The organism is Streptomyces malaysiensis subsp. samsunensis, assembly GCF_024519315.1.
Taxonomy (GTDB): Bacteria; Actinomycetota; Actinomycetes; order Streptomycetales; family Streptomycetaceae; genus Streptomyces; species Streptomyces malaysiensis.
Genome location: NZ_JANIIC010000004.1, coordinates 182,348 through 204,781, shown reverse-complemented (window position 1 = coordinate 204,781; position 22,434 = coordinate 182,348). Strand labels below are relative to the sequence as shown.

The following is a 22,434-nucleotide window of genomic DNA, read 5'->3' as shown; positions in this document are numbered from 1 at the left end:
AACATCACATCGGCCATAACCCCAGCTCGCCGTGGCGGACACGTCGGCAGAGAAGGCGGGGTCTCCGCCCTTGCGTCAAACGTTTGACGTTCTTACTGTCAGGGTCCCCTGAATGGCCGACCGGCAGGAGGTGGCACATGGTGACGATGAAAGACATCGCCGCTCACTGTGGCGTCTCCATTTCGGCCGTCTCCCTCGTGCTCAACGATCAGCACGAGGGGCGCGTGAGCGTCGAAACCGCCGCGCGTATCCGGCAGGCGACCGAAGATCTCGGGTATCTGCCCAACCTTGCCGCGCGGGGACTGCGGACGCGGCAGACCCGCACACTGGGCCTGCTGTCCGACGGTGTCGCAAGCGTTCCCTTTTCGGGGCAGATGCTGGCCGGCGCGCAGTCCAAGGCGTGGAGGGAGGGATATGTTCTCCTCCTCGTCGATATGGCCGGCAATCCGGATATGGAGGGTCCGGCGGTGCGGTCCCTGCTGCAACGCAGCGTCGAGGGACTGATCGTGGCCGTCGACTACCACCGTGAGGTGGATCTTCCGCGGCTTCCCCGGCCGGTGCCCCAGGTGATCCTGGGTGGCCGGCCGCGGAGAGGGAACGCCGACTGGGTCGTGCCCGACGAGAGGGCCGGCGCGAGGGCGGCGACACTCCATCTCATCGACGCCGGGCACCGGCGGATCGCCTTTTGCAACCTCATCGCACCGGCTTTCGCGATCGCCGAGTCGCTGCGCCGCGAGGGCTATGAGAGTGCGCTGGCGGAGGCTGGACTGGGCCTCGACGAGTCGCTCGTCGTGGAGGCGTCCGAGCCGAACGCATCCGCCGCGCGGGAACCCGCTCGCAGACTCCTGCGCCGCAGTGACCGGCCCACGGCGGTCTTCTGCTTCTCCGACCGGCTTGCGCTGGGCTTCTACCAGGTGGCGGCCGAACTCGGACTTCAGATCCCGCGGGACCTGTCCATCGTGGGCTTCGACAACCAGCAGAATTTCGCGGAGAACTTGTTCCCGGGACTGACGACCGTCCAGCTTCCGCACTATCGGATGGGCGTCCGTGCGGCAGAGAAGGCGATCGCCCGGCTGCAAGACGGGGGCGATGGCCCGACCGGCCACTTCGTCTCCTGCCCCTTGGTCATCCGGGACTCGGTCGCAGCCCCCAGTGGCCGGACGCCCAAGAAGTTAACGGCACACCGGTAGGGCCGCGCGGTCTGATCCCGCCGGGCCCCCGATGGCGCCCTCACCACCTTCCCACCGGTACCTCCGGCGGGCCGGGCCTGCCCGGAGGACGGCAGGCCGACATCAGCACCTCCGTTCAATGACGAGTCGAGAGGGAGCTTCGACATGAGACTCCGACCCACGACACGGCGCTGCCTGAGCGTCTGTCTTTCCACCACGCTGGCCCTGGCCCTCGCCGCCTGCGGAGGCGGCACGAGTGAGAAATCCGACGGGACATTCACGATCCTCCAGTACGAGGACCAGACCTCGGCACAGGCCGAGGGCTGGCAGAAAGCGGTGGCGATATTCAAGAAGCGGCACCCGGGCGTGAAGGTGAAATTCCAGACCACGAGTTTCGACGCGATGCGCCAGAACGCGAAGATCACACTGTCCGGAAACAACGTCCCCGACGTGATCGAGTTCAACAAGGGCAACGCGGACGGCGGCCAGCTTGCCGGCCAGGGCCTGCTCCAGCCGTTGACGGATGAGGCGAAGGCACGGGGCTGGGACAAGAAGGTGACGGGCCCGATGGCCGCGTTCGCCCAGTACGACCAGAACGGGCTGGCCGGGTCCGGCGACTGGTACGGCGTTCCGAACGTCGGCGAATATGTGACCTTCTACTACAACAAGAAGATGTTCACGGACGCCGGCATCACCAAGCCACCGACGACCCTGGCCCAGCTCGAGGCCGACATGGACAAACTGAAGGCCGCGGGTCACGTCCCGATCTCCAGTTCCGCCAACACCAGCCAGGGCTTCAACCAGATGTGGCTGTGGTACTCGCTGGTCTCCGCCTCGGCATCCCGGCAGCAGATCGACGACTTCATGTTCCTCAAAGGCAACGTGAACTTCCGGTCCGGCCCTTGGAAGGAAGGAACACAGAAGTTCCAGGACTGGATCGACAAGGGGTACGTCGGCGACAAACTCGGCGGCCTCTCCTACGAGCAGGCCATCGTCAACTTCCTCGGCGGCGACGACGCCATGCTCATGTGGAATCAGAGCCAGTTCTCCCGTATCCGCAAGGACGCGGACTTCCCGTGGGGGTACTTCACGCTGCCGGGCGCCCAGCAGGTCATGGGTTCCTCAGGACATCTGTGGGGAGTGCCGACGAAATCGAACGACAAGGACCTCGCGTACGACTGGATCGACATCACCCTGAGCGCTGAGGTCCAGAACGACATCGGTAACCAGGGCGGTCTGCCGCTGGCGGGTGATGCCTCGGCCATCAAGGACAAGGTAACCCGCCAGTACACGGAGCAGTTCGACGATCTGGTGAAGCGGAAGGCCATGTCCTTCTACCCCGACTACCCGGTGCCCGGCTTCCTCGACTTCATTCAGAACCATATGCAGGCCATGTCCAACAAGAGCGAGACGGCGGACGAATACCTGAAGGCATTGCAGAAGTTCTACGACGACGGCAAGAAGACCGCCACCCAGCAGTAGACGCCGGACGTGCCGGGACCGGAGGGCGCGACCCCGGCATGTCCCCCGCAGAAGAGAGACCTCCATGTCCGCACTGGTCCCTGACCGGCGTCTGCCCAGGAAAGGGCGCAGCAGGTCCGGCTCGTACTGGCTCTACCTGATTCCCATCGCCGCCGGCTTCGCCGTCGTTGTCGCCGCGCCGTTCGTGATGAACATAGTTCTCAGCCTCTACCAGTGGAAGGGAGGCATGGCGCCGAAGCACTGGTACGGCCTCGGCAACTATCTGGACCTGATGCACGACGCGGAATTCTGGCACTCGTTCCGGAACTCGTTGTTCATGATTGTCGCCATCGTCGTGGTCCCGACCCTGATCGGTATCGTCCTCGCGGCAGTACTCTTCGACTACATCGGCAAGGCATTCGGCAACCGGGCCGCGAGTTTCCTACGGGCGACGTACTACCTGCCGCAGATCCTGCCGATCGCGGTCGCCGGCTTCATCTGGAGCACGATCCTCGACCCGCGCCAGGGATCGATCAACACCTATCTCCGCTCGATCGGCATCGCGTCCGGACCCGACTGGCTCGGTGATCCCCATCTGGCGCTGTACTCGGTGATGCTCATGCTGATCTGGCTCCAGATCGGCTATCCCGTGGTGGTCTTCATGGCCGCGCTGCAACGGGTCGATCCGGAGCTCTACGAGGCGGCGGAGCTGGACGGGGCCGGTTGGCTGCGGCGGTTCCGCGCGATCACGGTGCCCCAGATCCGCCCCGAGGTCTTCTTCGTGGTCCTCACCGCGACGGTGGGTGCGCTGAAGGTGTTCGCTCCCATCCTCATTCTCACCGGCGGCGGTCCGGAGAACTCGACGGTGGTGCCGTCCTACTACGCGTATCGCAACTTCTTCGAACTGTCCCGGGTCGGCTACGGCGCCGCGATCGCGACCTTCACGTCTGTGGTCATCTTCGCCATCGCGGCCCTGCTCATCGTGTGGCAGCGCCGTTCCGAGCGGCAGGAGGGCTGACATGAACGACGAGTTTCCACCGGCACCCTCGGTCGTGGCGACCCGGCCCCACCCCGGTACCGAGCCCGCCGAACAGAGCCGACGCAATCGCTACCCCCTGCGATGGCTCATGCTGCTGATGACCGTCACCGCCGCCACGGTCATGCTCGCGCCGTTTCTGCTCCTGGTCCTCAACGCCTTCAAGACCAGCGCGGATTACTCGAGGCACGGGCCCCTCTCCTGGCCGGCCGCGTTCACGCCACAAGCCTTCTCCCGCTATCTGTCGCTCGTCGACTTCCCGGTCGCCCTGGGCAACTCCGTGTTCATCGCAGGCGCCGTCGCCTTCCTGGGCGCCGCGCTCTCCCTCATCAGCGCCTACGCCATCGGCATCGGCAAGGTGCGGTGCAACGGCGCGATCCTCGCTGTGCTCCTGCTGGCCACGATGGTGCCGCAGGAGGCACTCATCTACCCGCTGTTCTATGGCGCGGAAGAGGTGGGACTGCTCAACAGCGTCTGGTCCGTGGTGATCGTCTTCACCGTGCTCCAGGCCGCGTTCGGCACCTATCTGCTCGCCAGTGTCATGACCACCCTCCCCAAGGAACTCCTCGAAGCGGCCGTGATCGACGGCGCGTCCCGGTGGCAGATCCTGTGGCGGGTCGTCTTCCCCGTCCTGCGGCCGACGCTGTCCGTCCTCGTCGTGTTCTTCTTCATCTGGACGTGGAACGAGTTCTACCTCCCCCTCATCCTGCTCAACGACCCATCTGCGCAGACCGTACCGATCGCCCTGGCCACACTGCGCGGCCAGCACTCGATCGACATCACCGTCCTCAACGCCGGGTCGTTGCTGTCCCTTCTGCCCACGCTCGTCTTCTTCCTGGTGTTCCAGCGGACCCTCAGCCGGGGTGTCACCGCAGGAGCCGTCAAGTGAGCGCGCGGAACCGGCCATCCGCCGTCGCAGCCGCTCATCCACACCGTCCGAGGAGCATACGTGTTCACCCAGTGGAGTGCCCTGAGCCCGAACCGGGGCGTTCGCAGCCGGTCCATCAACGCCGAGAACCGCACCGGCGCGGCCGGCGGCGCGGGACGGGCGGCATCGCCGCTCGGCCCCGGCCGCAAGGGGTCGGCCTATCTGCCCCTGCCCGCCGGTGAGTCCCTCACCCTCGCGGAGATCGATGGGCCGGGCGTCATCCGGCACATCTGGATCACCGTCGCAGAGCGGACACCCGACGGTGGACCGTTCGTCCTGCGCGACCTCGTGCTGCGCGCGTACTGGGAGGGCTCCGAGACGCCCGCCGTCGAAGTACCGCTGGGCGACTTCTTCTGCAACGGGTTCGCCACCCGCGCCCTGGTGACGTCCGTCCCGATCGTCGTCGCTCCGACGGGCGGCATGAACGCGTACTTCCCCATGCCCTTCCGTACCCACGCCCGACTCACCCTGGAGAGCCAGCACGACGCAGATCTGCCCCATGTCTTCTACCAGGTCGACTACACCACGGGCGACGAGATCGGCGCGGACACCGGCTACTTCCACGCACAGTGGCGCCGCTCGAACGGGTCCACGCCACTGGGCACGGACCATGTCGTGCTCGACGGAGTGCGGGGCCGTGGAACCTACGTCGGCACATACATCGCACTGGCCTCACTCCAGCGGTACTGGTGGGGCGAGGGAGAGGTCAAATTCTTCGTGGACGACGACGAGGAACTGCCGACTCTGTGCAGCACGGGCCTGGAGGACTACGCCGGCGGGGCGTGGGCGTTCCAGGACGCATTGCGCAACGACCCGGAGCCCGAGGTGCTCACCTTCAGTGCCCCGTACTCCGGCTACCCCTACCACTCGGCGCGCGACACCACGAGGGCCTCGCCCTTCGCCACCCATATGCCACCCATGCACGGCCTCTATCGCTGGCACCTCCCGGACCCGATCTACTTCGAGGAGCGGCTGAGAGTGACGCTGCAACAGATCGGCGCATGGGACCACGGACTCTTCGAACGCCAGGACGATCTGAGTACCACCGCGTACTGGTACCAGGACTCACCGAATTCCCCCCGTGCCCCGCTGCCACCCGCTCCCAAGCGCCGGCCTCGCTGAGCGGTGTGATGGCCACTCACGAGGTTGCTCCTCCCCGATGCCCGGCGGGCCGGTTCTCCGCCGAGTTCCGGAAGCCGAACAGACCGTAGACGATCATTCCGATGGCCATCCATACGGCGAAGCGCACCCAGGTCAGCCAGTCCAGGTTGCTGATCAGCCAGATGGAGAAGGCGACCCCGACGGCCGGTACCAGGGGGACCAGCGGGGTGCGGAAGGCGCGTGGCAGGTCGGGGCGTGTTCTGCGCATCACCACGACCGCGACGGCCACCACGATGAAGGCCATCAGAATGCCGATGTTGGTCAGATCGGCTGCCTCCCGGATGGGGAGGAAGCCGGCGATCAGCGCCGAGCCGATACCGACCGGCCAGATGACCCGGGTGGGGACGTGCCGCTCGGGATGGTTGCGCGCGAAGAACCGCGGCAGCAGCCCGTCGCGGCTCATGGAGAACCAGACCCTGGTCACCGCCAGCATGTTGGCGAACGCGGAGGTGGTGATGCCGATGACGGCGCCGATGGCGACGACCATGCCGAGGCCGCCAAGGCCCACCGAGGCGAGCGCGCTGGAGAACGGGCTCTTGACGTCGATCTCCTGGTAGTTCTGCATGCCCAGCAGGACCAGGCAGACCAGCAGGTAGATGACCGCGGCGATGGCGAGGGAGATCACAATGGCCTTCGGCAGCACCTTCTTCGCCTCGGCGCTCTCCTCGGCGGCCGCGCTCATGGCGTCGTAGCCGTAGACGGCGAAGAACGTGGTCGCGGCGCCGGTGAACGCGCCGCCGATACCGAAGGGCAGGAAGGGTGTGTAGTTGCCGGAGGAGATGTGGAAGGCACCGGCGATGATCACCAGCGCGACGATGCCGAGCTTGATGACCACCAGGACGGTCTCGAAACGGGCCGACTGCCTGGTGCCGCGGGAGAGGACGAAGGCCAGTAATACGCACAGCAGGGCGGCGAGCAGGTCGACCCGGTGGCCCGACCCGGTGCCCGGTGCGCCGAGCATCCAGTGGGGCAGGTCGATGCCGATCCGCTCCAGGATGTAGGAGAGGTAGCCGGACACGGCGATGGCCACCACGGCGACGATGGCCGTGTATTCGAGTAGCAGGTCCCAGCCGATCGCCCACCCGACGACCTCGCCGAGGGCGGCGTAGGAGTAGGTGTAGGCCGAGCCGGCCTTGGGGATGGTGCCGGCGAACTCCGCGTAGCACAGCGCCGCCGCGGCGCTGGCGATGATCGCGACGAGGAAGGAGATCATCACGCCGGGTCCGGCCGTCTCGTGGGCCACGACTCCGGCGAGTGAGAAGACGCCCGCGCCGACCAGGCCCCCGAGGCTGAGGGCGACCAGTTGCCACAGTCCCATGGTCCGGCGGAGACCGCCGGTGGTCTCTTCCTCGGAGGAATCGACGGGCTTGAGTCGGAAGATTCCCTCCCGGGAGAACAGCCCGGCGCGGGGCACCGCGCTGTTCGAGGGTATGGATGGAGTTGAGCGGGACATGGGGTCCCTCCGGTGATACGTACGGGGCTTACGCGTCGGGGGTACTCCTAGAGCACGAATCCGTGCGGGAAGGGATCGTCCGGGTCGAGCAGGTAGTTCGCGGTGCCGGTGATCCAGGCGCGGCCGGAGAACTCGGGGACGACCGCGGGCAGTCCGCCCACTTCGGAGGTGCCGACCAGGCGGCCGGTGAACCGGGTGCCGATGAACGACTCGTTGACGAACTCGGTGTGCAGCGGCAGTTCGCCGCGCGCGTTCAGCTGTGCCATCCGCGCCGAGGTGCCGGTGCCGCACGGTGAGCGGTCGAACCAGCCGGGGTGGATGGCCATGGCGTTGCGGGAGTGCCGGGCGGTCGAGTCCGGGGCCAGGAACTGCACGTGTTTGCAGCCACCGATGAGCGGGTCGACCGGGTGCAGCGGCCGGTTCCGCTCATTGACCGCCCGCATGATCGACAGACCGGCGGCGAGGATCTCGGCCTTGCGGGCCCGGTCGAACGGCAGGCCGATCCGGTCGAGTTCGACGACGGCGTAGAAGTTGCCGCCGTAGGCCATGTCGTAGCGGATGTCCCCGAGGCCCGGCACGTGCAACGTCGCGTCCAGTTCGAGCGCGAAGGCGTCCACATTGCGCAGGGTGACCTTCTCGGCGCGGCCGTCATGGACGGCCACCCGTGCCTCGACCAGCCCGGCGGGCGTGTCGAGGCGCACGATGGTCTCCGGTTCGGTGACCGTCACCATCCCGGTTTCCACCAGGACGGTGGCCACGCCGATGGTGCCGTGCCCGCACATCGGCAGGAACCCGCTGACCTCGATGTAGAGCACGCCCCAGTCGGCGTCCGGGCGGGTCGGCGGCTGGAGGATCGCGCCGCTCATGGCGGAGTGGCCGCGCGGTTCGTCGACCAGGAACCGGCGCAGCCCGTCCAGGTTCGCCACGGCGTGGTGGCGTCGCTCGGCCATGGTGTCGCCGGGGATCGGCCCGACGCCACCGGTGACGACGCGGGTGGGCATGCCCTCGGTGTGCGAGTCGACGGCGCTGATCGTACGGACGGACCGCATCAGGCGGCTTGTCCCTCGATGGAGGCGATGGCGCGGGCCATGTCGGCCTGGACCTGCTCGCGCATCCGCGGCGTCAGCGGGCCGCGTGGTGGGCGGCAGGGGCCGCCGAACCGGCCGACCTGCTCCATGCCGAGCTTGATGGCCTGGACGAACTCGGTGCGTGAGTCCCAGCGGAAGGCCGCCACCAGTGGCTCGTACAGCGCGCGGGCTTCCGCCAGCTTTCCGGCCGTGGCCAGGTCGTACAGGCGGGCCGACTCGGCGGGGAAGACGTTCGGGAAGCCGGCGAACCAGCCGGTGGCGCCCATCAGCAGACTCTCCAGTACCACGTCGTCGGCGCCGCTGATCACGTCCAGACCGGGCGCCCGCTCCCTGATCTCCAGAACGCGCCGCACGTCGCCGGAGAACTCCTTGACCGCGACGACGTTGTCGATGCGGGCGATCTCGGCGAGCAGGTCCGGGGTCAGATCGACCTTGGTGTCGATGGGATTGTTGTAGACCATGACCGGCAGGCCGACGGAGGCCACGGCCTCGAAGTGCGCGAGGATCTCCCCGCGGTTGGCGCGGTACATGGTCGGCGGCAGGCACAGCACACCGTCGGCGCCGTCCTCGGCCGCGATCTCGGCCCAGTGCCTGGCCTGGTGCGAGCCGACACCGTGCACACCGACGACCACGGTGGCCGCGTCGCCGACCGCCTCGACGGCGGTGCGGGCCACCCGGCGCCGCTCCTCGTCGGTCAGGGAGGAGTACTCCCCCAGCGAGCCGTTCGGGCCGACGCCGTGGCAGCCGTTGTCGACCAGCCAGCGGCAGTGCTGGGCGTACCGGTCGTAATCCACGGCCAGGCCCGCCGGGGCGGACGCGTCCTCGTAGTACGGCAAGGCGGTGGCGACCACGACGCCACCGAGGGAGAGCTGCCGCTTCTCGGGTTCACTCATGAACTTTGACTCCGTTCCGAAGAGGTTGGTGTGCCGTGCGGGCCCGACGGCCGTCAAAGGGGGTGGGGCCCGGCGGTGGGGTCCTCGGGGGATGGTTCGGGTTCGGCGAGTTCGCCGAGCCGGATGGGCTGGGCGATCGGCCGGCGGTGGGGCCCGGCCGTCGGCGCGCCCTCGGCGTGCCGCTGAGCGGGCCGGCCGGTCAGCCGGGCGCCGAGCTCGGCGACGGTGGGGCCGCAGACGCGGGCCTGGCACGGGCCGAGACCGGCGCGGGTTTCCAGCTTGGCGACCCGCGCACCGGCGCTCGCCTCATTGCCCACGGCCCGGCACACCGAGGCGTAATCGGCTTCCTCGCAGCGGCAGATGATGGTCTCCGGACGCAGCCACTGGGGCCATGCCTCACCCATGGGATGCGCCTCGGCCAGCCGTTCGGCGAAGGCGCGGCCCCGGTCCCGGCCGCGTCGCAGGGGGCGCAGGGCGGGCGCGGCCGAGTCCCCGCCACCGGCGAACCATCCGGCGAGCGCACCCTCCGCCCGTGCGGCCGGGGCGCCCGCGATTCCGGTGATCTCACCAGCCGCGTACACCCCCGGGCAGCTGGTCCGCTGGTCGTAGTCGACCGCCACGAACTCGCCGCCCGGTGTGCGGCGCAGCGCACACCCGGCGGCCACGGGGAGCTCCAGTCTCGGGCTGAAGCCATGGGCGACGCACAGCGCGTCGACCGGCGACGTACGCTCGCTGCCCGGCACCACCGACCAGTCGGGGCGCAGCCGTGCGGTGACGACTTCCTCGATACGGCCGTCGCCGCGCGCCTCGACGACCGTGCGGCCGACGCGGTAGGGCACCCGGTGACGGATCAACAAGGCAGCGTATTCGGCGAGTTCACCGCTCTTCGCGGCGTGCGCCGCCAACTGCCAGGGGCGCCGTGACCAGCCGCGGGCCACGGTGGCGGCCGTACCGGCCTCCAGCACCTCCAGCACGCGCGAGCCGGCCTCCAGCAGCGACGCGGCCACCGGGAGCAGGAACGGTCCCGAGCCGGCGATCACCACACGGTCACCGACCACGACCCGTTCGCCCTTGGCCAATGCCTGTGCCGCACCGGCGGCGAAGACACCGGGCAGCTCCCAGCCGGGGAACGGCAGGACGCGGTCGTGGGCGCCCACGGCGAGCACCAGCGCATCGGGGGCAAGCGTCAGCCGGCGCCTCCCGCCGCCGTCGGCCGGGCCGCGCAGCAGGTGCACCCGCGGGACTCCGGGCTCTTCCGGGTCCGGGCGCTCCAGCGCCCAGACGGAGGTCTCGGGCCACCATGCGCACCGCGGGTGAGCGAGCACCCGGCGGCGGCGCCGGTCGAAGTCCCGCCAACCGTGCTGGGGCCGCTCGGGGCGGACGGCGCGGTAAGCCTCGGGCAGCATGCGGTGGTACTGGCCGCCGGGCTGGTCCGCCGAGTCGATCAGTGTCACCCGGGCACCGGCGCTCAGCGCGGTCTCCGCCGCGGCGAGGCCCGCGGGCCCCGCACCCACCACGGCCACGTGTCGCCCCGTCACTTCCCCTCCCCCGCCGATGCGTCGCTGTTCCTCCGGGGGGACGGCTTCGGAGCGTGCCCGGTCCTCGGCTCCCGGGTCTGTGTGGTCACCGCGTCGCCGTCGCGGGCCCGGCGCTGGCAGGCGCGGACATCTCGTTCGTCGCCCACGGTCACCAGACACTCGAAACAGACGCCGATACCGCAGAAGACGCCGCGGGGCGCGCCGGAGCGTTGCCGCCGCCAGGCCAGGCGGTCGGCGGCGAGCAGGACGCCCGCGATGGTCTGGCCCGCGATGCCGTCGACGGGCTCGCCGTCGACAGTGATCCTCAGCGGCCGGTCCCGCCGCCCGACGGCGTCGGACTCGGCGTGGACGCGTCTGGGGCTCATACCGCCTCCTCCACTACGGTGCCCGCGCCGCCGCCCAGCACGGCCGGGCGGTCCACCCGGAACGGTGCCGGATCCATCGCCGTCGGCTGATCGAGCATCAGTTCGCGCAGCAGCCGTGCGCTGCCCACCGACAAGCCGATTCCGGCACCCTCGTGGCCGCCGACGTGCCACAGGCCGGTCAGCCGCGGGTCGGCACCGATGATCGGCAGATGGTCGGGGACATAGGGGCGGAATCCGCCGTAGGCCCGCATCACCGGGACTCCCGCCAGCGTCGGGAACAGCCGCAGCGCCTTGACCGCGATCGCCGACAGCACCTCGGGGCGGAGCCGATCGTCGAAGCCGACGCGGCGGCGTGAGGAACCGACGAGGACGCTGCCGCCGCGGGTGGACTCCACCACCGCCGAGGTCTGGAGATCCCCGGCGCTGCTGCCGACGGCACCCACGTAGTCCGCGTCGTAGACCTTGTGGAAGACCGTCGGCGGCAGCGGCGTGGTCACCAGCACATCGCCGCGCCGGGGGCGGATGTCCACGGGGGCGCCGAGGCGGGTGGACAGCTCGCCGGACCACGGCCCCGCGGCGTTGACGAACCAGTCGGCCTCCAGCAGGCCGGACGAGGTGCGCACCCCGGTGATCCGGCCGCCGCGGGTGACCGCCGCGAGCACCTCGCAGTCCGTCCGCAGGACGGCACCGGCGGCGAGTGCGTCGGCGAGCAGGGCGGCGGCCGCGGCCGCCGGCTGCACCTGGGCGTCCTCCGGGTAGTGCAGGGCGGCGGTGTGCTCGCGGGTGACGTACGGCTCCGCGTCGGCGAGTGCGTCGGCGTCGAGGACTTCGGTGTGCACCCCCGCCGTGCGCTGGCCGGCGGCGAAGCGGGTCAACTCGCGGGCACCGGCGTCGGTGGTCGCGACGACGATGCCTCCCTTGGGCTCCCATTCCACCGCCCGCGCCGCGTGCGCGAGCCGCTCGGCGACGGCCGTGAGCACCTGCGGCCACAGCCGCCTGGACAGCTGGGCGAGCTCCAACTCCGGCCCCGGCCCCTTGTCGGAGACGAGTACGTTGCCCTCGCCGTGCGCGGTGGTGGCCGACGCGGCGGCGCCGCGGTCGACAACGGTGACCTCGAGTCCGGCGAGGGCCAACTCGCGAGCGCAGGCACAGCCGACGATCCCGGCTCCCAGTACCACCACTCGCGTTCCGTACATCGAACCCTCCTCGTTCGTTAAACCGAACGCGGAAAAAGTATGCGCGGGACAGGAAGCGTGTCAACGGTCACGACGGAACGATTCCGGGACCCCGCCGCGGACCCATCACCGCGCCGAGCGGGGGCCGGGCGCCGGGTGCGGCAGGTGCAGCCGCTGATCCGACCGGTACTGGAGCAGCAGGACCGAGCGCACATCGCCGTCGAGAGCCGTGTAGCTGTGCGGCCGCGCCGCGTCGAATCGCACGTAGTCGCCCTGCCCCAACTCCACCTCGCGCCCCTCCACCCGCACACCGAGCCGGCCGGCCTGCACGATGGTGTGCTCGGTACCCACATGGCCGAGGGAATCCTGCCGACGCCCGGCCCGCACGCGCTGGTCGAAGACCTCGATGACGGCTTCGCCGGACTCGATCCGCTGGAGCGGGCGCAGGTCGACACCCTCGCCGCTGAGCGCCTCCGTCTCCGCCGCGCGCACCACGGTCAGCTCGCCCGCGGGCCGGGCGTCCAGCAGGTCCGAGATCGGCACCTCGAGCACCCGCGAGAGGCTGAACACCGTCTCGATGGTGGGGTTGCCGGCCCCGGACTCCAGCTGGGACAGCGTCGCCTTGCCGATCTTGGAACGCCTGGACAGCTCGGAGATCGACAGCCCCCGCTCCAGCCTCGCCTGCCGCAGATTGACAGCCAACATGCCCCGCACCGACCCCTCGGAGACGCTCACTCTCTCCCCTTACTTCCCTACCGCATTCGACAGAGCATCGTTCGGTATACCGTACGAACATTCCATGGATGCGTTCATTATTCAGATCAGGATCGGGGTTCAGACGGCGGCACCGCAAGAAAAGACCCATTTCGTCCCCGGAGACCCGCCGACCAGGGTGCCGATAATGAGCCGGCCTAGAGGCTGGTGGCCGCCGCATACGCGGCGTCGGTGGTGTCCTTCAGAGTCCGCCAGCGGGTGTGGAGTTCCCCGTACCGCGCCGCGCGGGCCTCGTCAGGATCCACCCGGCGCAGCGTGCCGATGAGGCATGAGCGCAGAGCGTCCAGGTCGGTGATCTCGCCCGAGCCGAGGAGGGCCAGTGCCGCCGCACCGAGCAAGGTGACATCCGGCTCCGGGGACAGCAGAAGCGGCCTGCCCAGAACATCGGCGCGTAGTTGCGCGACATGGGCGCTGCGGGAGGAACCGCCGGCGAACGCGACGGGCAGCTCGCCCGAGGGGTCGAGCCGGTCCACCGCATCGCGCAGAGTGTGAGCCGCGGCCTCTTGGGCGGCTCGTAGCAGATGGGCGGCCTCGTGCTCGGGGCGCTGTCCGAGCACGGCGCCCCGGGCATCAGGGCGCCAGTCGGGGAAGCGCGCACCGGTCATGCTCGGCAGGATGATGAGCCCGTCCGCGCCGGGAGGCACTTCGGCAAGCCGTCCGTCCTCGACCGTCCCGACCAGAGAGCGCCGGTGCGCGACGGCGCCCCCGGTGAGGCCGGTCGCCCCTCCCGCGACGAAACGGCCCGGCAGCACGGACGGGTTGAGCACGGCGCCGTCCGGCAGGGCGTCGGGATGGCGCAGCAGCCGGCCCACGACGTCGGTGGTGCCCGCGACGTCGGCGATGATGTCCTCGCTGCCGCCCAGCAGCAGACCGATGCCCACGGAGCCGTCCGGGCCGCCTGACACGACGGGAAGCCCGGTGGGCAATCCGGTGACCGCCGCGGCCTCCTGGGTGAGCGTGCCGACCACCGACGTCGGCTCCGACTGCGGCGGCAACAGCGTTACGTCCACCTTGGCTTCGTGGAGCAGATCGACGTTCCACGCGCGACGGCGCACATCGGAGGCCAGGGTGTAGGCGGCGCTGATCGTGTCGGCGGTGAGGCGGCCGGTGAGCCGGGCCACGAGGAAGTCCTTGGGCGACAGCACGGCGTGGACCCCCTCTGTGTCCACCGCCTCCGGGTCCATCAGGCAGGCCAGGGCACCGCCGGCGAGGCACGGTCGGCCCGCCGCCGCCAGAAGCCATCCCGCCCAGGCGTCACCGAGCGCGGTGAGCTGCCGTATGCCTCGGGAGTCGGCCCAGCCGCCGCTTCGGCCGACAGGCCGCAGACCGGCGTCGACGGCGACCGTGCCGATATGAGCGGCGATGGCCAGCGCCGCGGGTGTCGGGCCTCCCGACACTCCCCTCAGCGCGGCTCGTACGTCCTGCTTGTCCTCGCCAACCCGAGGCGGTGCCTTGCGGACCGTGGGCGGAGTCTTCTCCATCTTGATCGGATTGCCGGGCATGCGGATGGTACCGAGTTCGGGGTGGTCCGACTCCACGATCATGTGGCGTGCCGCGATCTGAGGTGACTCGGCCACCTCCGAGACCGAGGCGACCTTGGCGTAGGGCACGCCCACCTCTTCGAGCACCCGCGCGATCTCATCGGTGGACCGGTCCGCCGCCCAGGCGCCGATCTCGCCCTCCAGAAACTCCTGGTGTGCCATGCGGCCTTCGACTCCGGCGAACCGCGGGTCCGCGGCCAGATCCGGCCGCTCCATCACGGCGCACAGCTTGGGGAACAGTGAGGCGGTACCGGCCTGGATGTAGATGGGCCCGTCAGCGGCCTCGTACACATTGACGGGAGCCGTGAGCAGGTCGCGCGAACCACTGCGCGGCATGTCCTGACCGAGCATCAGATGCGAGATGAGGCGGACGCCGAGCGCGGAGAACATCGTGTCGAAGGACGCGACGTCCACAAGCTGCCCCTCACCGGTGCGCTCACGATGCAGGATCGCCATCAGCGCGCCGATCGCCCCCTGGTACCCGGTGGTGTAGTCGGCGATGTACGTGCCGCTCAGCGTCGGCTTGCCGCCGGGCTCACCGGTCATGCTCATCAGGCCCGAGGACGCCTGGGAGATCGCGTCGAACAGCGCACGGCGCGAGTCCGGGCCGGTCTGGCCGAAGCCGGAGATGGACACCAGGATGATGTCCGGGTTGAGCTCCTTCATCCGCTCGTATCCGATGCCCATCTTCTCGATGGTGCCCGGACGGTAGTTCTCGACGACGACGTCGGCCCACTGGATCAGGCGCTCGAGTATTCCGAGTGCTTCAGGGTGGCGGGTGTCCAAGGAGGCGTCGTACTTGTTCCGGTGGTACAGGAACATGTAGATGCTCTCGTCCCGGTGATACGGCCCGTGATGCCGGGAGTCCTCCCCGGCCGGGCGCTCCACCTTGACCACCTCGGCTCCGAAGTCGGCCAGGATCTGCGCACAGAGCGGGCCCGCGATGAACCGCGAGAGATCGAGGACTCTTACGCCGTCCAGAGGTGCCTGGGCTGCTCGTGGTGTCGCATCGGTCACCTTCTTCCTCCTTCTTCTCGAGCATGGGCCATGGACTACTTCTTCCGCGCCGCGAACGAGGGGAACGTCCAGGCGTTGACATCACGGTCGATCGGCACGTCGAGCACCACCGGCGTGCCCGCCGCGAACGCCTCGGCCACGCGCTCGCGGAGTACGGCGAGCCGGGTGACGACCTCGCCGTGCACACCCATCGCGCGGGCTGCCATGCCGAAGTCGACCCGGCCGAAGTCGACGCCGGTCGTGCGGCCGTTGAAGTGCAGTTCCTGCTCCTGGCGGATATTGCCATAGCTGGAGTCGTTGAAGACGATGACGCAGACATTGCCGCCGACGCGGGCGAGCGTCTCGATCTCGCCGAGGCTCATGCCGAGCGAACCGTCACCGATCAGTGCGAGCACCGGACGCTCGGGGTCGATCAGCGAGGCCGCGATCGCGGACGGGAGGGCGAATCCCATGTTCCCGAACCCGACGGGCTTGATGTAGCTGTTGGGCTGCTGGATCTCCCAGAGGAACGACCACACTCCCGGGTTGCCGGCATCCGGAATGAGCAGGGTGTTCTCGGGAGCCACCTCGCGCAGTGTGCGGACGATGTCGGCCGGGGACAGCGGCCCGTCAGCGGTGGTGTCGGCCACGACGGAGCCCTGCCACCAGTCGGCGCGTGCCTTGTCGAGGGTCGCGATCCAGTGTGCGCGTCCGGCCTTCGCGTCCTCCGCTCGTCCGGCGGTCGCGACGACCAGGTCCCGGGCGAAGGAACCGAGGTCGCCGACCACGCCCTGGGTGATCTCGGAGTAGTAGCGTCCGATCATCGCCGGGTCGACGTCGACCTGCACGATCTCGGGGAGTTCCCGGCGCCAGCGGGTGGTGGACACCGCGTTGAGGCTGTTGCCCAGCGCCAGCACGAGGTCGGCCTCACCGAGAACCTGGTCGGAGAGGGCGGTACCCATGCGGCTGGCCGCGCCGAACACCAGCGGATGGGTGGTCGGGACCCGCCGGTGGTCAGTTCGTCGCCGACGAACGCGGGCGAGACAAAGCGCAGGTCCAGCTCACCGGAGGTGAAGAACGTCTTGCCGAAGATATCGACGAGGTTGGCGATGATGAGCCCGGTCTGCTGCTGGGCCTGGACAATGGTGCGGTCGAGGCCGGAGGCGGCCGCCTTCTCCGGATGCGTGTGCACGTTGGCGTATCCGCGCCCGGCCCAGGAGAAGACCGACATCTGGTCCTGAGTGAACGCGGTGGTGCGCTCGGGCAGCGCGGCACGTTCGGGCGCGTCGGGCGCGGTACCCGCGTGGGGGCCGTCGTCCATGTACGGCGCGGACTTTGCGGGGCGGCGTCAATCGGTCAGCGAAGCCACATAGGGAGCCAGCTTGGCCGGATTCATGACCCACATGATGCGTTCGATGCCCCGTACGGACACCTCGACGCAGAGCAGAGCCACCGCGTTCCCACCGGCCGAGACGAGGACGGCTGACCTGCCGTTGGCCTCGACCCAGCGAACGTCCGCCTGAGGCCAGAACCGTGGGGCGAAGGCGGCAAGGTACTTGGAGACGCGCGGACGCCCGATGACAGGGATCCTGGATGCCCCGCGCGCTCCTCCGCCGTCGGAGTAGCTGGCCACGTCCTTCGTGAGGACGTCCTCGAGCACCGTCAGATCGCCGGTCCGGGCCGCGGTGAGGAACACCTCCAGCAGACGCCGGTGAGCGGCGGGGTCGGCCGGCTCCCTGCGCTCGGCCGACAGGTGTTTTTTGGCGCGGCTCACCAACTGGCGCGTATTGGCTTCGCTCGTCTCCAGGATGTCCGCGATCCGCTTGTACGGGTAGTCGAAGGCATCCCGCAGCACGTAAGCGGCCCGTTCCACGGGGTTGAGCTTCTCCAGGAGGAAGAGCACGGCCAGGTCGAGCGCCTCGGCTCGTTCCGCACCCAACTGCGGATCCGCGCGGGTGTCGACCGGCTCCGGGAGCCAGGGGCCGACGTAGGACTCACGCCGCATCCTGGCGGACTGGGCAAGGTTGATCGCCAGGCGGGTGGTGACCGTCGTCAGGAACGCCGCAGGTTCCTGGATGCCGGAGCGGTCGGTCCTGTGCCACCGCAGCCACGTCTCCTGGACGATGTCCTCGGCATCCGCACTGGTGCCGAGCACGCGGTAGGCGATGCCGAAGAGTCGGGGACGCGCTGCGATGAAGTCCTTCATCGCCTGGTCGAGGGAGCCTGCGTCATCCCCGTCGCGCATGAATGCCTCCCACTTTGCATCACCATGCTACAAGCCCCACAGACCCGGCGCCTTCGCCGGGCGCGGCCACGGGCATCAGGGGCCGAGACCACAGCACACTGGAACAACGCAGGTCTTGCACTCGTCAGCAGAGGAGGACGCGTGGTGAAAGTGGGACCGGGACGTTCCACCGCGGCCGCATGGGTCGCCCGGTATGCCCAGCCCGGCGCGGGTTTCCGGGGGGCGTACTTCAGCGGCTCAACCGTAGGGCTTCCGGACGATGCCGAGCTGCCGCCCTCCTCCGACATCGACATCGTCGTTGTCACCGCCGAGGATGACCCACCCGCCAAACCGGGGAAACTCCGCTATCGCGGCACCTTGCTGGAGGTCAGCTACCTGCCCTGGTCACAGCTCCAGTCCGCCGACGACGTCCTCGCCTCGTATCACTTGGCCGGCAGCTTCCGCACCGACACGATCATCGATGACCCCACCGGCCACCTGCGCACAGTGCAGGCACACATCTCGGGCAGCTTCGCCGCCCGGCACTGGGTCCGCCGCAGATGCCAGGACGCCCGCCACAGGATCGAGACCCGGCTGGCGGCCATCGACCCCTCGGCGCCGTTCCACGAGCAGGTGATGGCCTGTCTGTTCCCCACCGGCGTGACCACCCACGTGCTGCTGGTCGCCGCCCTCCGCAACCCGACCGTGCGGCTGCGCTACCTGGCCGCACGCGAGGTCCTCGCCGACTACGGCCACCTCGGCCTGTACCCGGAACTGCTGGACCTTCTCGGCTGCCGGCACCTGCCCGCCCGGCGCATCCAGCACCATCTGCGCGAACTCACCAAGACATTCGACGCCACCGCCGAAGTCGCCAAGACCCCGTTCTTCTTCAGCAGCGACATCACCCCGGCGGCACGGCCGATCGCGATCAACGGCAGCCAGGACCTCATCGACCGCGGCGACCACCACGAGGCCGTCTTCTGGATCATCGCGACCTTCGCCCGCTGCCACACCATCCTGGCCGCGGACGCCCCCGAGCTGCACCACGCCCTCGCCCCCGCGTTCCGGTCAGCCGTCACCGACCTGGGCATCAGCTCCAGCGAGGACATCCTCCACCGCGCCGAAGAGGTCATCCGCTTCCTGCCCCGCCTCTGGCGGACCACCGAGGACATCCTGGCGAGCAACCCCGGCATCGGCGAGTAGCGGCAGCACGCCCCTGCCGCCGCGGACCGGTCGTCGGTCATGGCGCCGGTCAGGCGTCCCGCTCACATCCCGGCGAAGGCGGCTCGCAGTTCATCGGTCACCGCGTCCAGGCAGCTGCCGAAACTCGTATGTCCCCCGGCCTCGATCCAGCGCCGGAAGGCGTTGCCGAAGGCCACCGTGGCGAGCTGTGCGACCAGTTCGGCCGTCCCGGTGTTCACCTGACGCCGCATCAGGGCATCGCGGATCGCCTCGGTGATCGCGGCCGTCTTGGTCCGTTCGCGCTCCTGCAACTCCGGGCTGGCGTCGATCACCGCCCGGCGCTCCGTCACGCCGTCCACCTGCTCGACGAGCTGGGCACCGACTCGCGCCAGCGCGTCGAGGACGGCGGCGAGCGGAGCCGCGTCCGGGTCCGCCGCCAGGACAGCCTCCGCCAACGCCGGGGGCAGGAGCTCCGAGCCGCCGAAGAGGACCTCGCGCTTGTCCGGGAAGTAGCGGAAGTAGGAGCGCCGGGTGAGTCCGGCCCGCTCGGCGATATCGGTCACCGTCACGTTGTCGTAGCCGCGCTCCAGGTACAGCTCAAGAGCCGCCCGCTTCAGGCGCTGCTCGGCGCCCGGATCCCACCTCGCCATGGGTTGACCCTAACAGGTGATGTCCCACTGTGTCGTCAGTGTTAGCCTGCACTCACGACACACTGTGTCATCACTGGGGACGCCCGTCCCCGGTGCGGCCCGGAGCAGGCAGGGTGACGTTCGCATGACCGAGATCAGCGGGACCGGCAGGACGACAGACGAGAGCAGGACGAACGACGAGGTATGGATAGTCGGGGCGACCGGCCGTGTCGGCCGGGGCGTGACCGCGCGGCTGGCCGCGCGGGGGCTGACGGTCGTGCCGGTCGGGCGCAGCCGGGAGCGGATGGTCGCCGCCGGGGCCGAAGCCGGTCTGCCCGGGGGCATGAAGGTCGTCGTCGCCGACTCGGCCGAGCGGATCGCGGACGAGATCATGCGAGAGCGCCCGCGGGTGGTGGTGAACACGATGGGCGCTTACGCCGCCACGGCACCGGTGATCGCCCGTGCCTGCATGCCCGGCGGCCACTACGTCGACCAGGCCAACGACGTGGTCGCCGTGGAGGGGCTGCTCGCCCTGCACGACGAAGCGGTGCGGGCGGGCAGCACCCTGGTCACCGGCGCCGGATTCGGTGTGCTGGCGACGGAGGCGGTGGTGGCGAAGCTGTGCGAAGGGCGGCCCGCGCCGCACCGGGCGCGGGTCGACTCCGTGGCCTCGGTGGCCGTCGAGGCGGGTGTGCTCGGCGCCGCACTTGCGGCAAGCCTCGTGGACGCGCTCACCACCGGCGGGCGGCGGTACGAGAACGGGCGGCTGGTGACGTCGCGCCTCGGCGCCGACCCGCGGCGACTCGCCTTCCCGGACGGGGAGTCGGCGAAGTCGGCGGGGGTCGCGTCCGGCGAGCTCATCGCGGCGCATGCGGTGAGCGGAGCGCCGTTCGTCACCGCCACTTCCGCTCTCGCGCCGACCTCTCCGCTGATGCGTGCCCTGCTCCCGCCGCTGGGCCGCCTGCTGTCCGTTCCGGCGTTGCGACGCCTCGCCGTCGACCGGCTCGGCCGGGTACGGATCAAGAAGGCCGCACCCCGTCCGCGCGAGCACTCGTGGGGGCACGCCGTCGTCGAGTGGGCGGACGGCACCCGGCGCGAAGGATGGCTCCGCGCCGGCGACGGCATGGACTACACGGCCGACGTCACCGCCACCGTCACCGAACTGCTGGCCCGTGGCGTCGGCATCCCCGGCGCCTGGACGCCGGCGGCCGCCCTCGGGCCCGACCTGGCGACGGCCGCGGGCGGCACCTTCGTCCTGGACTGAGCAGCACCGATGCCCGCCGTCCCGCGAGTCCGGTTCGAATGGTTCCCGGGCGCGATGGATTCCGCTCGGGCACGCCCGCCCGCACCGCGTAACGGCCGGCATGGAGGAGCGATTCCACCTCAGCGGTCAAGCAACCGGCTCAGTGGCGGACGTTCACCGTGATCTGGAGACCGCCGACAGCGGTCGCGCTGGTGCCGACGGCGCCGGTCGCGATCGCGGCTTCGGAGTGGCCCATGAACGCCAAGGCGACGACGGCCACGATCGCCACCAGCCCGGTGAGTGCTGTGACCCAGCCGAGCATCCGTGTGCCCCTCGGATCGCCGACTCGGGTACGGTCGTCAGATGTCATGAGCTGGTCGTTCTCCTCGGTCGTCAGCGAGATGGACAACGGCTCCGACAAGCGCGAGGGAGATTTCCGGGCCCATGCTCGACCGGCTGGCCCGGGGTCTCCCTTCGCATCGCCAGGAGACGAGCCCGGCAGGACGACCGCAGGATAGGACGCGGAACGGCGCTCTGATCGACGCCCGCCAGAGAGCACAGAGCGAACAAGCCAGCCGATATACCCATAAACCCATCACCTGGGCCCGCCGTTCACGAGATGCCCGACGGGGCGACTCGCCGCCTGCCTTGGGGGTGCGCATCACCGCCGGGGCGTTCGCGCCCCCGCGGGTCACTATGCAGAAGCTCGCCCCGTACCAGAACGTCGACCGGGGCACGATGAACCCCTTCCAGCATGGTGAGGTCCTCGTCATAGCCGCGGGTACGGACGGGCGCCGCCCCGCCCAGGTTCATTGCTGGTCGCGGGCGGCAAGCACCTGCCGGTCATGGAGCCTGAGGCGGACGACGGCGGCGTCGAGCAGCTCAGTGGTGAGTCCGTACCGCCGGCCCTGTGCGGCGAGGGAGGCCAACACGTGGTCGACCTCGGTGGGGCGAGGCATGAACGTGCTGGCGGGGGTCACGGCCCGATGAGATGGCTGATGCTGTACGCGCGGTCCCGGCAGGCACCGGCCTCGGCCGCGGCTCTGACACTCATCCTGCTGGTGGTGTGGGCCCTCACCCGAGGAGAGGAGGGCCTGGCAGCCGGCCCCCGCATCGCCGCCCTGGTCCTCGCCGCCGGAGTAGCCGCGGCCGCGGTCGGACTCGGGGGTCCGGACGTCGCACTGGAACGAACGGCCGCGATCCGGTGGGCCCCGCGTCGAGCGGCGCACATACTCCTGATCGGCACGCTCATCGGCGCGGGGCTGATGGCCTCCCAAGCGGCAGGCTCCGAACTCGCTCCGGCCGCGTTCATCATCCGCGACAGTGCGGGCATGGCCGGCCTCGCCGGGCTGGGTGCTGCGGTATGCGGCGCGTCCCATGCCTGGGTCCCGCTCCTCGGCTGGGTCGCCTTCGCCCTCTTCGTCCCGGCCCCCACCGGAATCACCGGAAGAATCGCCGGCTGGCCGCTGCTGCCCCCCGGTACGGCGGCGGGCACATGGACAGCGCTCATCCTGCTCATCGTCGGCACGATCCTCTACGCCGCGGCAGGACCGAAACGATGAGAACCGCGGGCGCCCC

General features: G+C 69.8%; 21 protein-coding genes and 2 pseudogenes. 9 read left to right on the top strand and 14 right to left on the bottom strand.

The genetic code is table 11. The annotated features are described in order from the left end of the window. The first annotated feature begins 137 nt into the window (after positions 1-137). From NQU54_RS05285 to NQU54_RS05265, 5 genes are all read left to right on the top strand, one after another. Positions 138-1,190, top strand: coding sequence for a LacI family DNA-binding transcriptional regulator (locus NQU54_RS05285; protein ID WP_257629991.1), 1,053 nt, complete (start codon positions 138-140; stop codon positions 1,188-1,190). 144 nt (positions 1,191-1,334) lie between these two features. After that, positions 1,335-2,651: an ABC transporter substrate-binding protein gene (locus NQU54_RS05280; RefSeq protein WP_257629990.1), complete on the top strand. Its 1,317-nt coding sequence runs from the start codon at positions 1,335-1,337 to the stop codon at positions 2,649-2,651. Between the two features lie 64 nt (positions 2,652-2,715). Further along, a complete protein-coding gene (locus NQU54_RS05275; protein ID WP_079153334.1) occupies positions 2,716-3,648 on the top strand; it encodes a carbohydrate ABC transporter permease in 933 nt (310 codons plus the stop codon). A 109-nt stretch (positions 3,649-3,757) separates the two neighbouring features. Continuing rightward, positions 3,758-4,555: a carbohydrate ABC transporter permease gene (locus NQU54_RS05270; protein WP_257630087.1), complete on the top strand. Its 798-nt coding sequence runs from the start codon at positions 3,758-3,760 to the stop codon at positions 4,553-4,555. Between the two features lie 60 nt (positions 4,556-4,615). Next, positions 4,616-5,716 (top strand): glycoside hydrolase family 172 protein, encoded by a 1,101-nt coding sequence (locus NQU54_RS05265; RefSeq protein ID WP_257629989.1) that lies wholly within the window; start codon positions 4,616-4,618, stop codon positions 5,714-5,716. 16 nt (positions 5,717-5,732) lie between these two features. Here the strand turns inward: NQU54_RS05265 and NQU54_RS05260 are convergent, their stop codons facing one another. From NQU54_RS05260 to NQU54_RS05205, 11 genes and pseudogenes are all read right to left on the bottom strand, one after another. Next, positions 5,733-7,208, bottom strand: a complete 1,476-nt coding sequence (locus NQU54_RS05260; protein ID WP_257629988.1) for an amino acid permease — start codon at positions 7,206-7,208, stop codon at positions 5,733-5,735. 47 nt (positions 7,209-7,255) lie between these two features. Next, the gene (locus tag NQU54_RS05255; RefSeq protein ID WP_257629987.1) at positions 7,256-8,257 is read right to left on the bottom strand and encodes a proline racemase family protein; all 1,002 of its coding nucleotides are present in this window, start codon (positions 8,255-8,257) and stop codon (positions 7,256-7,258) included. Beyond that, positions 8,257-9,189, bottom strand: a complete 933-nt coding sequence (locus tag NQU54_RS05250) for a dihydrodipicolinate synthase family protein (RefSeq protein ID WP_257629986.1) — start codon at positions 9,187-9,189, stop codon at positions 8,257-8,259. The genes NQU54_RS05255 and NQU54_RS05250 overlap by 1 nt, the downstream gene beginning before the upstream one ends. Positions 9,190-9,242: 53 nt before the next feature. Continuing rightward, a complete protein-coding gene (locus tag NQU54_RS05245; protein ID WP_257629985.1) occupies positions 9,243-10,727 on the bottom strand; it encodes an FAD-dependent oxidoreductase in 1,485 nt (494 codons plus the stop codon). Next, positions 10,724-11,092, bottom strand: a complete 369-nt coding sequence (locus tag NQU54_RS05240; protein ID WP_257629984.1) for a (2Fe-2S)-binding protein — start codon at positions 11,090-11,092, stop codon at positions 10,724-10,726. The genes NQU54_RS05245 and NQU54_RS05240 overlap by 4 nt, the downstream gene beginning before the upstream one ends. After that, positions 11,089-12,288 carry an NAD(P)/FAD-dependent oxidoreductase gene (locus NQU54_RS05235; RefSeq protein ID WP_257629983.1) on the bottom strand — a complete coding sequence of 400 codons (1,200 nt, stop codon included), beginning with the start codon at positions 12,286-12,288 and terminating at the stop codon, positions 11,089-11,091. Before NQU54_RS05235 ends, NQU54_RS05240 begins: the two co-directional genes overlap by 4 nt. Before the next feature lie 105 nt (positions 12,289-12,393). Then, a complete protein-coding gene (locus NQU54_RS05230) occupies positions 12,394-13,002 on the bottom strand; it encodes a helix-turn-helix domain-containing protein (RefSeq protein ID WP_257629982.1) in 609 nt (202 codons plus the stop codon). Between the two features lie 176 nt (positions 13,003-13,178). Beyond that, positions 13,179-15,599 carry a CoA transferase gene (locus NQU54_RS05225; protein ID WP_257629981.1) on the bottom strand — a complete coding sequence of 807 codons (2,421 nt, stop codon included), beginning with the start codon at positions 15,597-15,599 and terminating at the stop codon, positions 13,179-13,181. A gap of 35 nt (positions 15,600-15,634) precedes the next feature. Continuing rightward, positions 15,635-16,561, bottom strand: a complete 927-nt coding sequence (locus tag NQU54_RS49985; RefSeq protein ID WP_372505786.1) for a thiamine pyrophosphate-binding protein — start codon at positions 16,559-16,561, stop codon at positions 15,635-15,637. 38 nt (positions 16,562-16,599) lie between these two features. After that, positions 16,600-16,899 (bottom strand): annotated as a pseudogene (locus NQU54_RS05210) (MaoC/PaaZ C-terminal domain-containing protein); the annotation flags it as partial. 27 nt (positions 16,900-16,926) lie between these two features. Then, complete coding sequence (locus NQU54_RS05205) at positions 16,927-17,823, bottom strand: RNA polymerase sigma-70 factor (RefSeq protein ID WP_257629980.1); 897 nt, start codon at positions 17,821-17,823, stop codon at positions 16,927-16,929. Positions 17,824-17,967: 144 nt separating this feature from the next. On the opposite strand from NQU54_RS05205, the gene NQU54_RS05200 reads away from it, so the two are divergent. After that, positions 17,968-19,005 (top strand): hypothetical protein, encoded by a 1,038-nt coding sequence (locus tag NQU54_RS05200; protein ID WP_257630085.1) that lies wholly within the window; start codon positions 17,968-17,970, stop codon positions 19,003-19,005. Between the two features lie 62 nt (positions 19,006-19,067). On the opposite strand, the gene NQU54_RS05195 is transcribed toward NQU54_RS05200, so the two are convergent. Next, positions 19,068-19,634 (bottom strand): TetR/AcrR family transcriptional regulator, encoded by a 567-nt coding sequence (locus tag NQU54_RS05195; protein WP_069868263.1) that lies wholly within the window; start codon positions 19,632-19,634, stop codon positions 19,068-19,070. Between the two features lie 124 nt (positions 19,635-19,758). On the opposite strand from NQU54_RS05195, the gene NQU54_RS05190 reads away from it, so the two are divergent. After that, positions 19,759-20,877, top strand: coding sequence for a saccharopine dehydrogenase NADP-binding domain-containing protein (locus NQU54_RS05190; RefSeq protein WP_257629979.1), 1,119 nt, complete (start codon positions 19,759-19,761; stop codon positions 20,875-20,877). A gap of 139 nt (positions 20,878-21,016) precedes the next feature. Here the strand turns inward: NQU54_RS05190 and NQU54_RS05185 are convergent, their stop codons facing one another. Next, on the bottom strand, positions 21,017-21,226 hold the full coding sequence (locus tag NQU54_RS05185) for a hypothetical protein (protein ID WP_257629978.1): 210 nt from the start codon (positions 21,224-21,226) through the stop codon (positions 21,017-21,019). Between the two features lie 317 nt (positions 21,227-21,543). Here NQU54_RS05185 and NQU54_RS49980 point away from each other — a divergent pair. Further along, positions 21,544-21,631 (top strand): annotated as a pseudogene (locus NQU54_RS49980) (hypothetical protein); the annotation flags it as partial. A 34-nt stretch (positions 21,632-21,665) separates the two neighbouring features. Here the strand turns inward: NQU54_RS49980 and NQU54_RS49975 are convergent. Next, positions 21,666-21,836 (bottom strand): hypothetical protein, encoded by a 171-nt coding sequence (locus NQU54_RS49975; RefSeq protein ID WP_257630095.1) that lies wholly within the window; start codon positions 21,834-21,836, stop codon positions 21,666-21,668. Between the two features lie 6 nt (positions 21,837-21,842). On the opposite strand from NQU54_RS49975, the gene NQU54_RS05170 reads away from it, so the two are divergent. Beyond that, positions 21,843-22,418, top strand: a complete 576-nt coding sequence (locus NQU54_RS05170) for a hypothetical protein (protein WP_257629977.1) — start codon at positions 21,843-21,845, stop codon at positions 22,416-22,418. Positions 22,419-22,434: the final 16 nt, after the last annotated feature.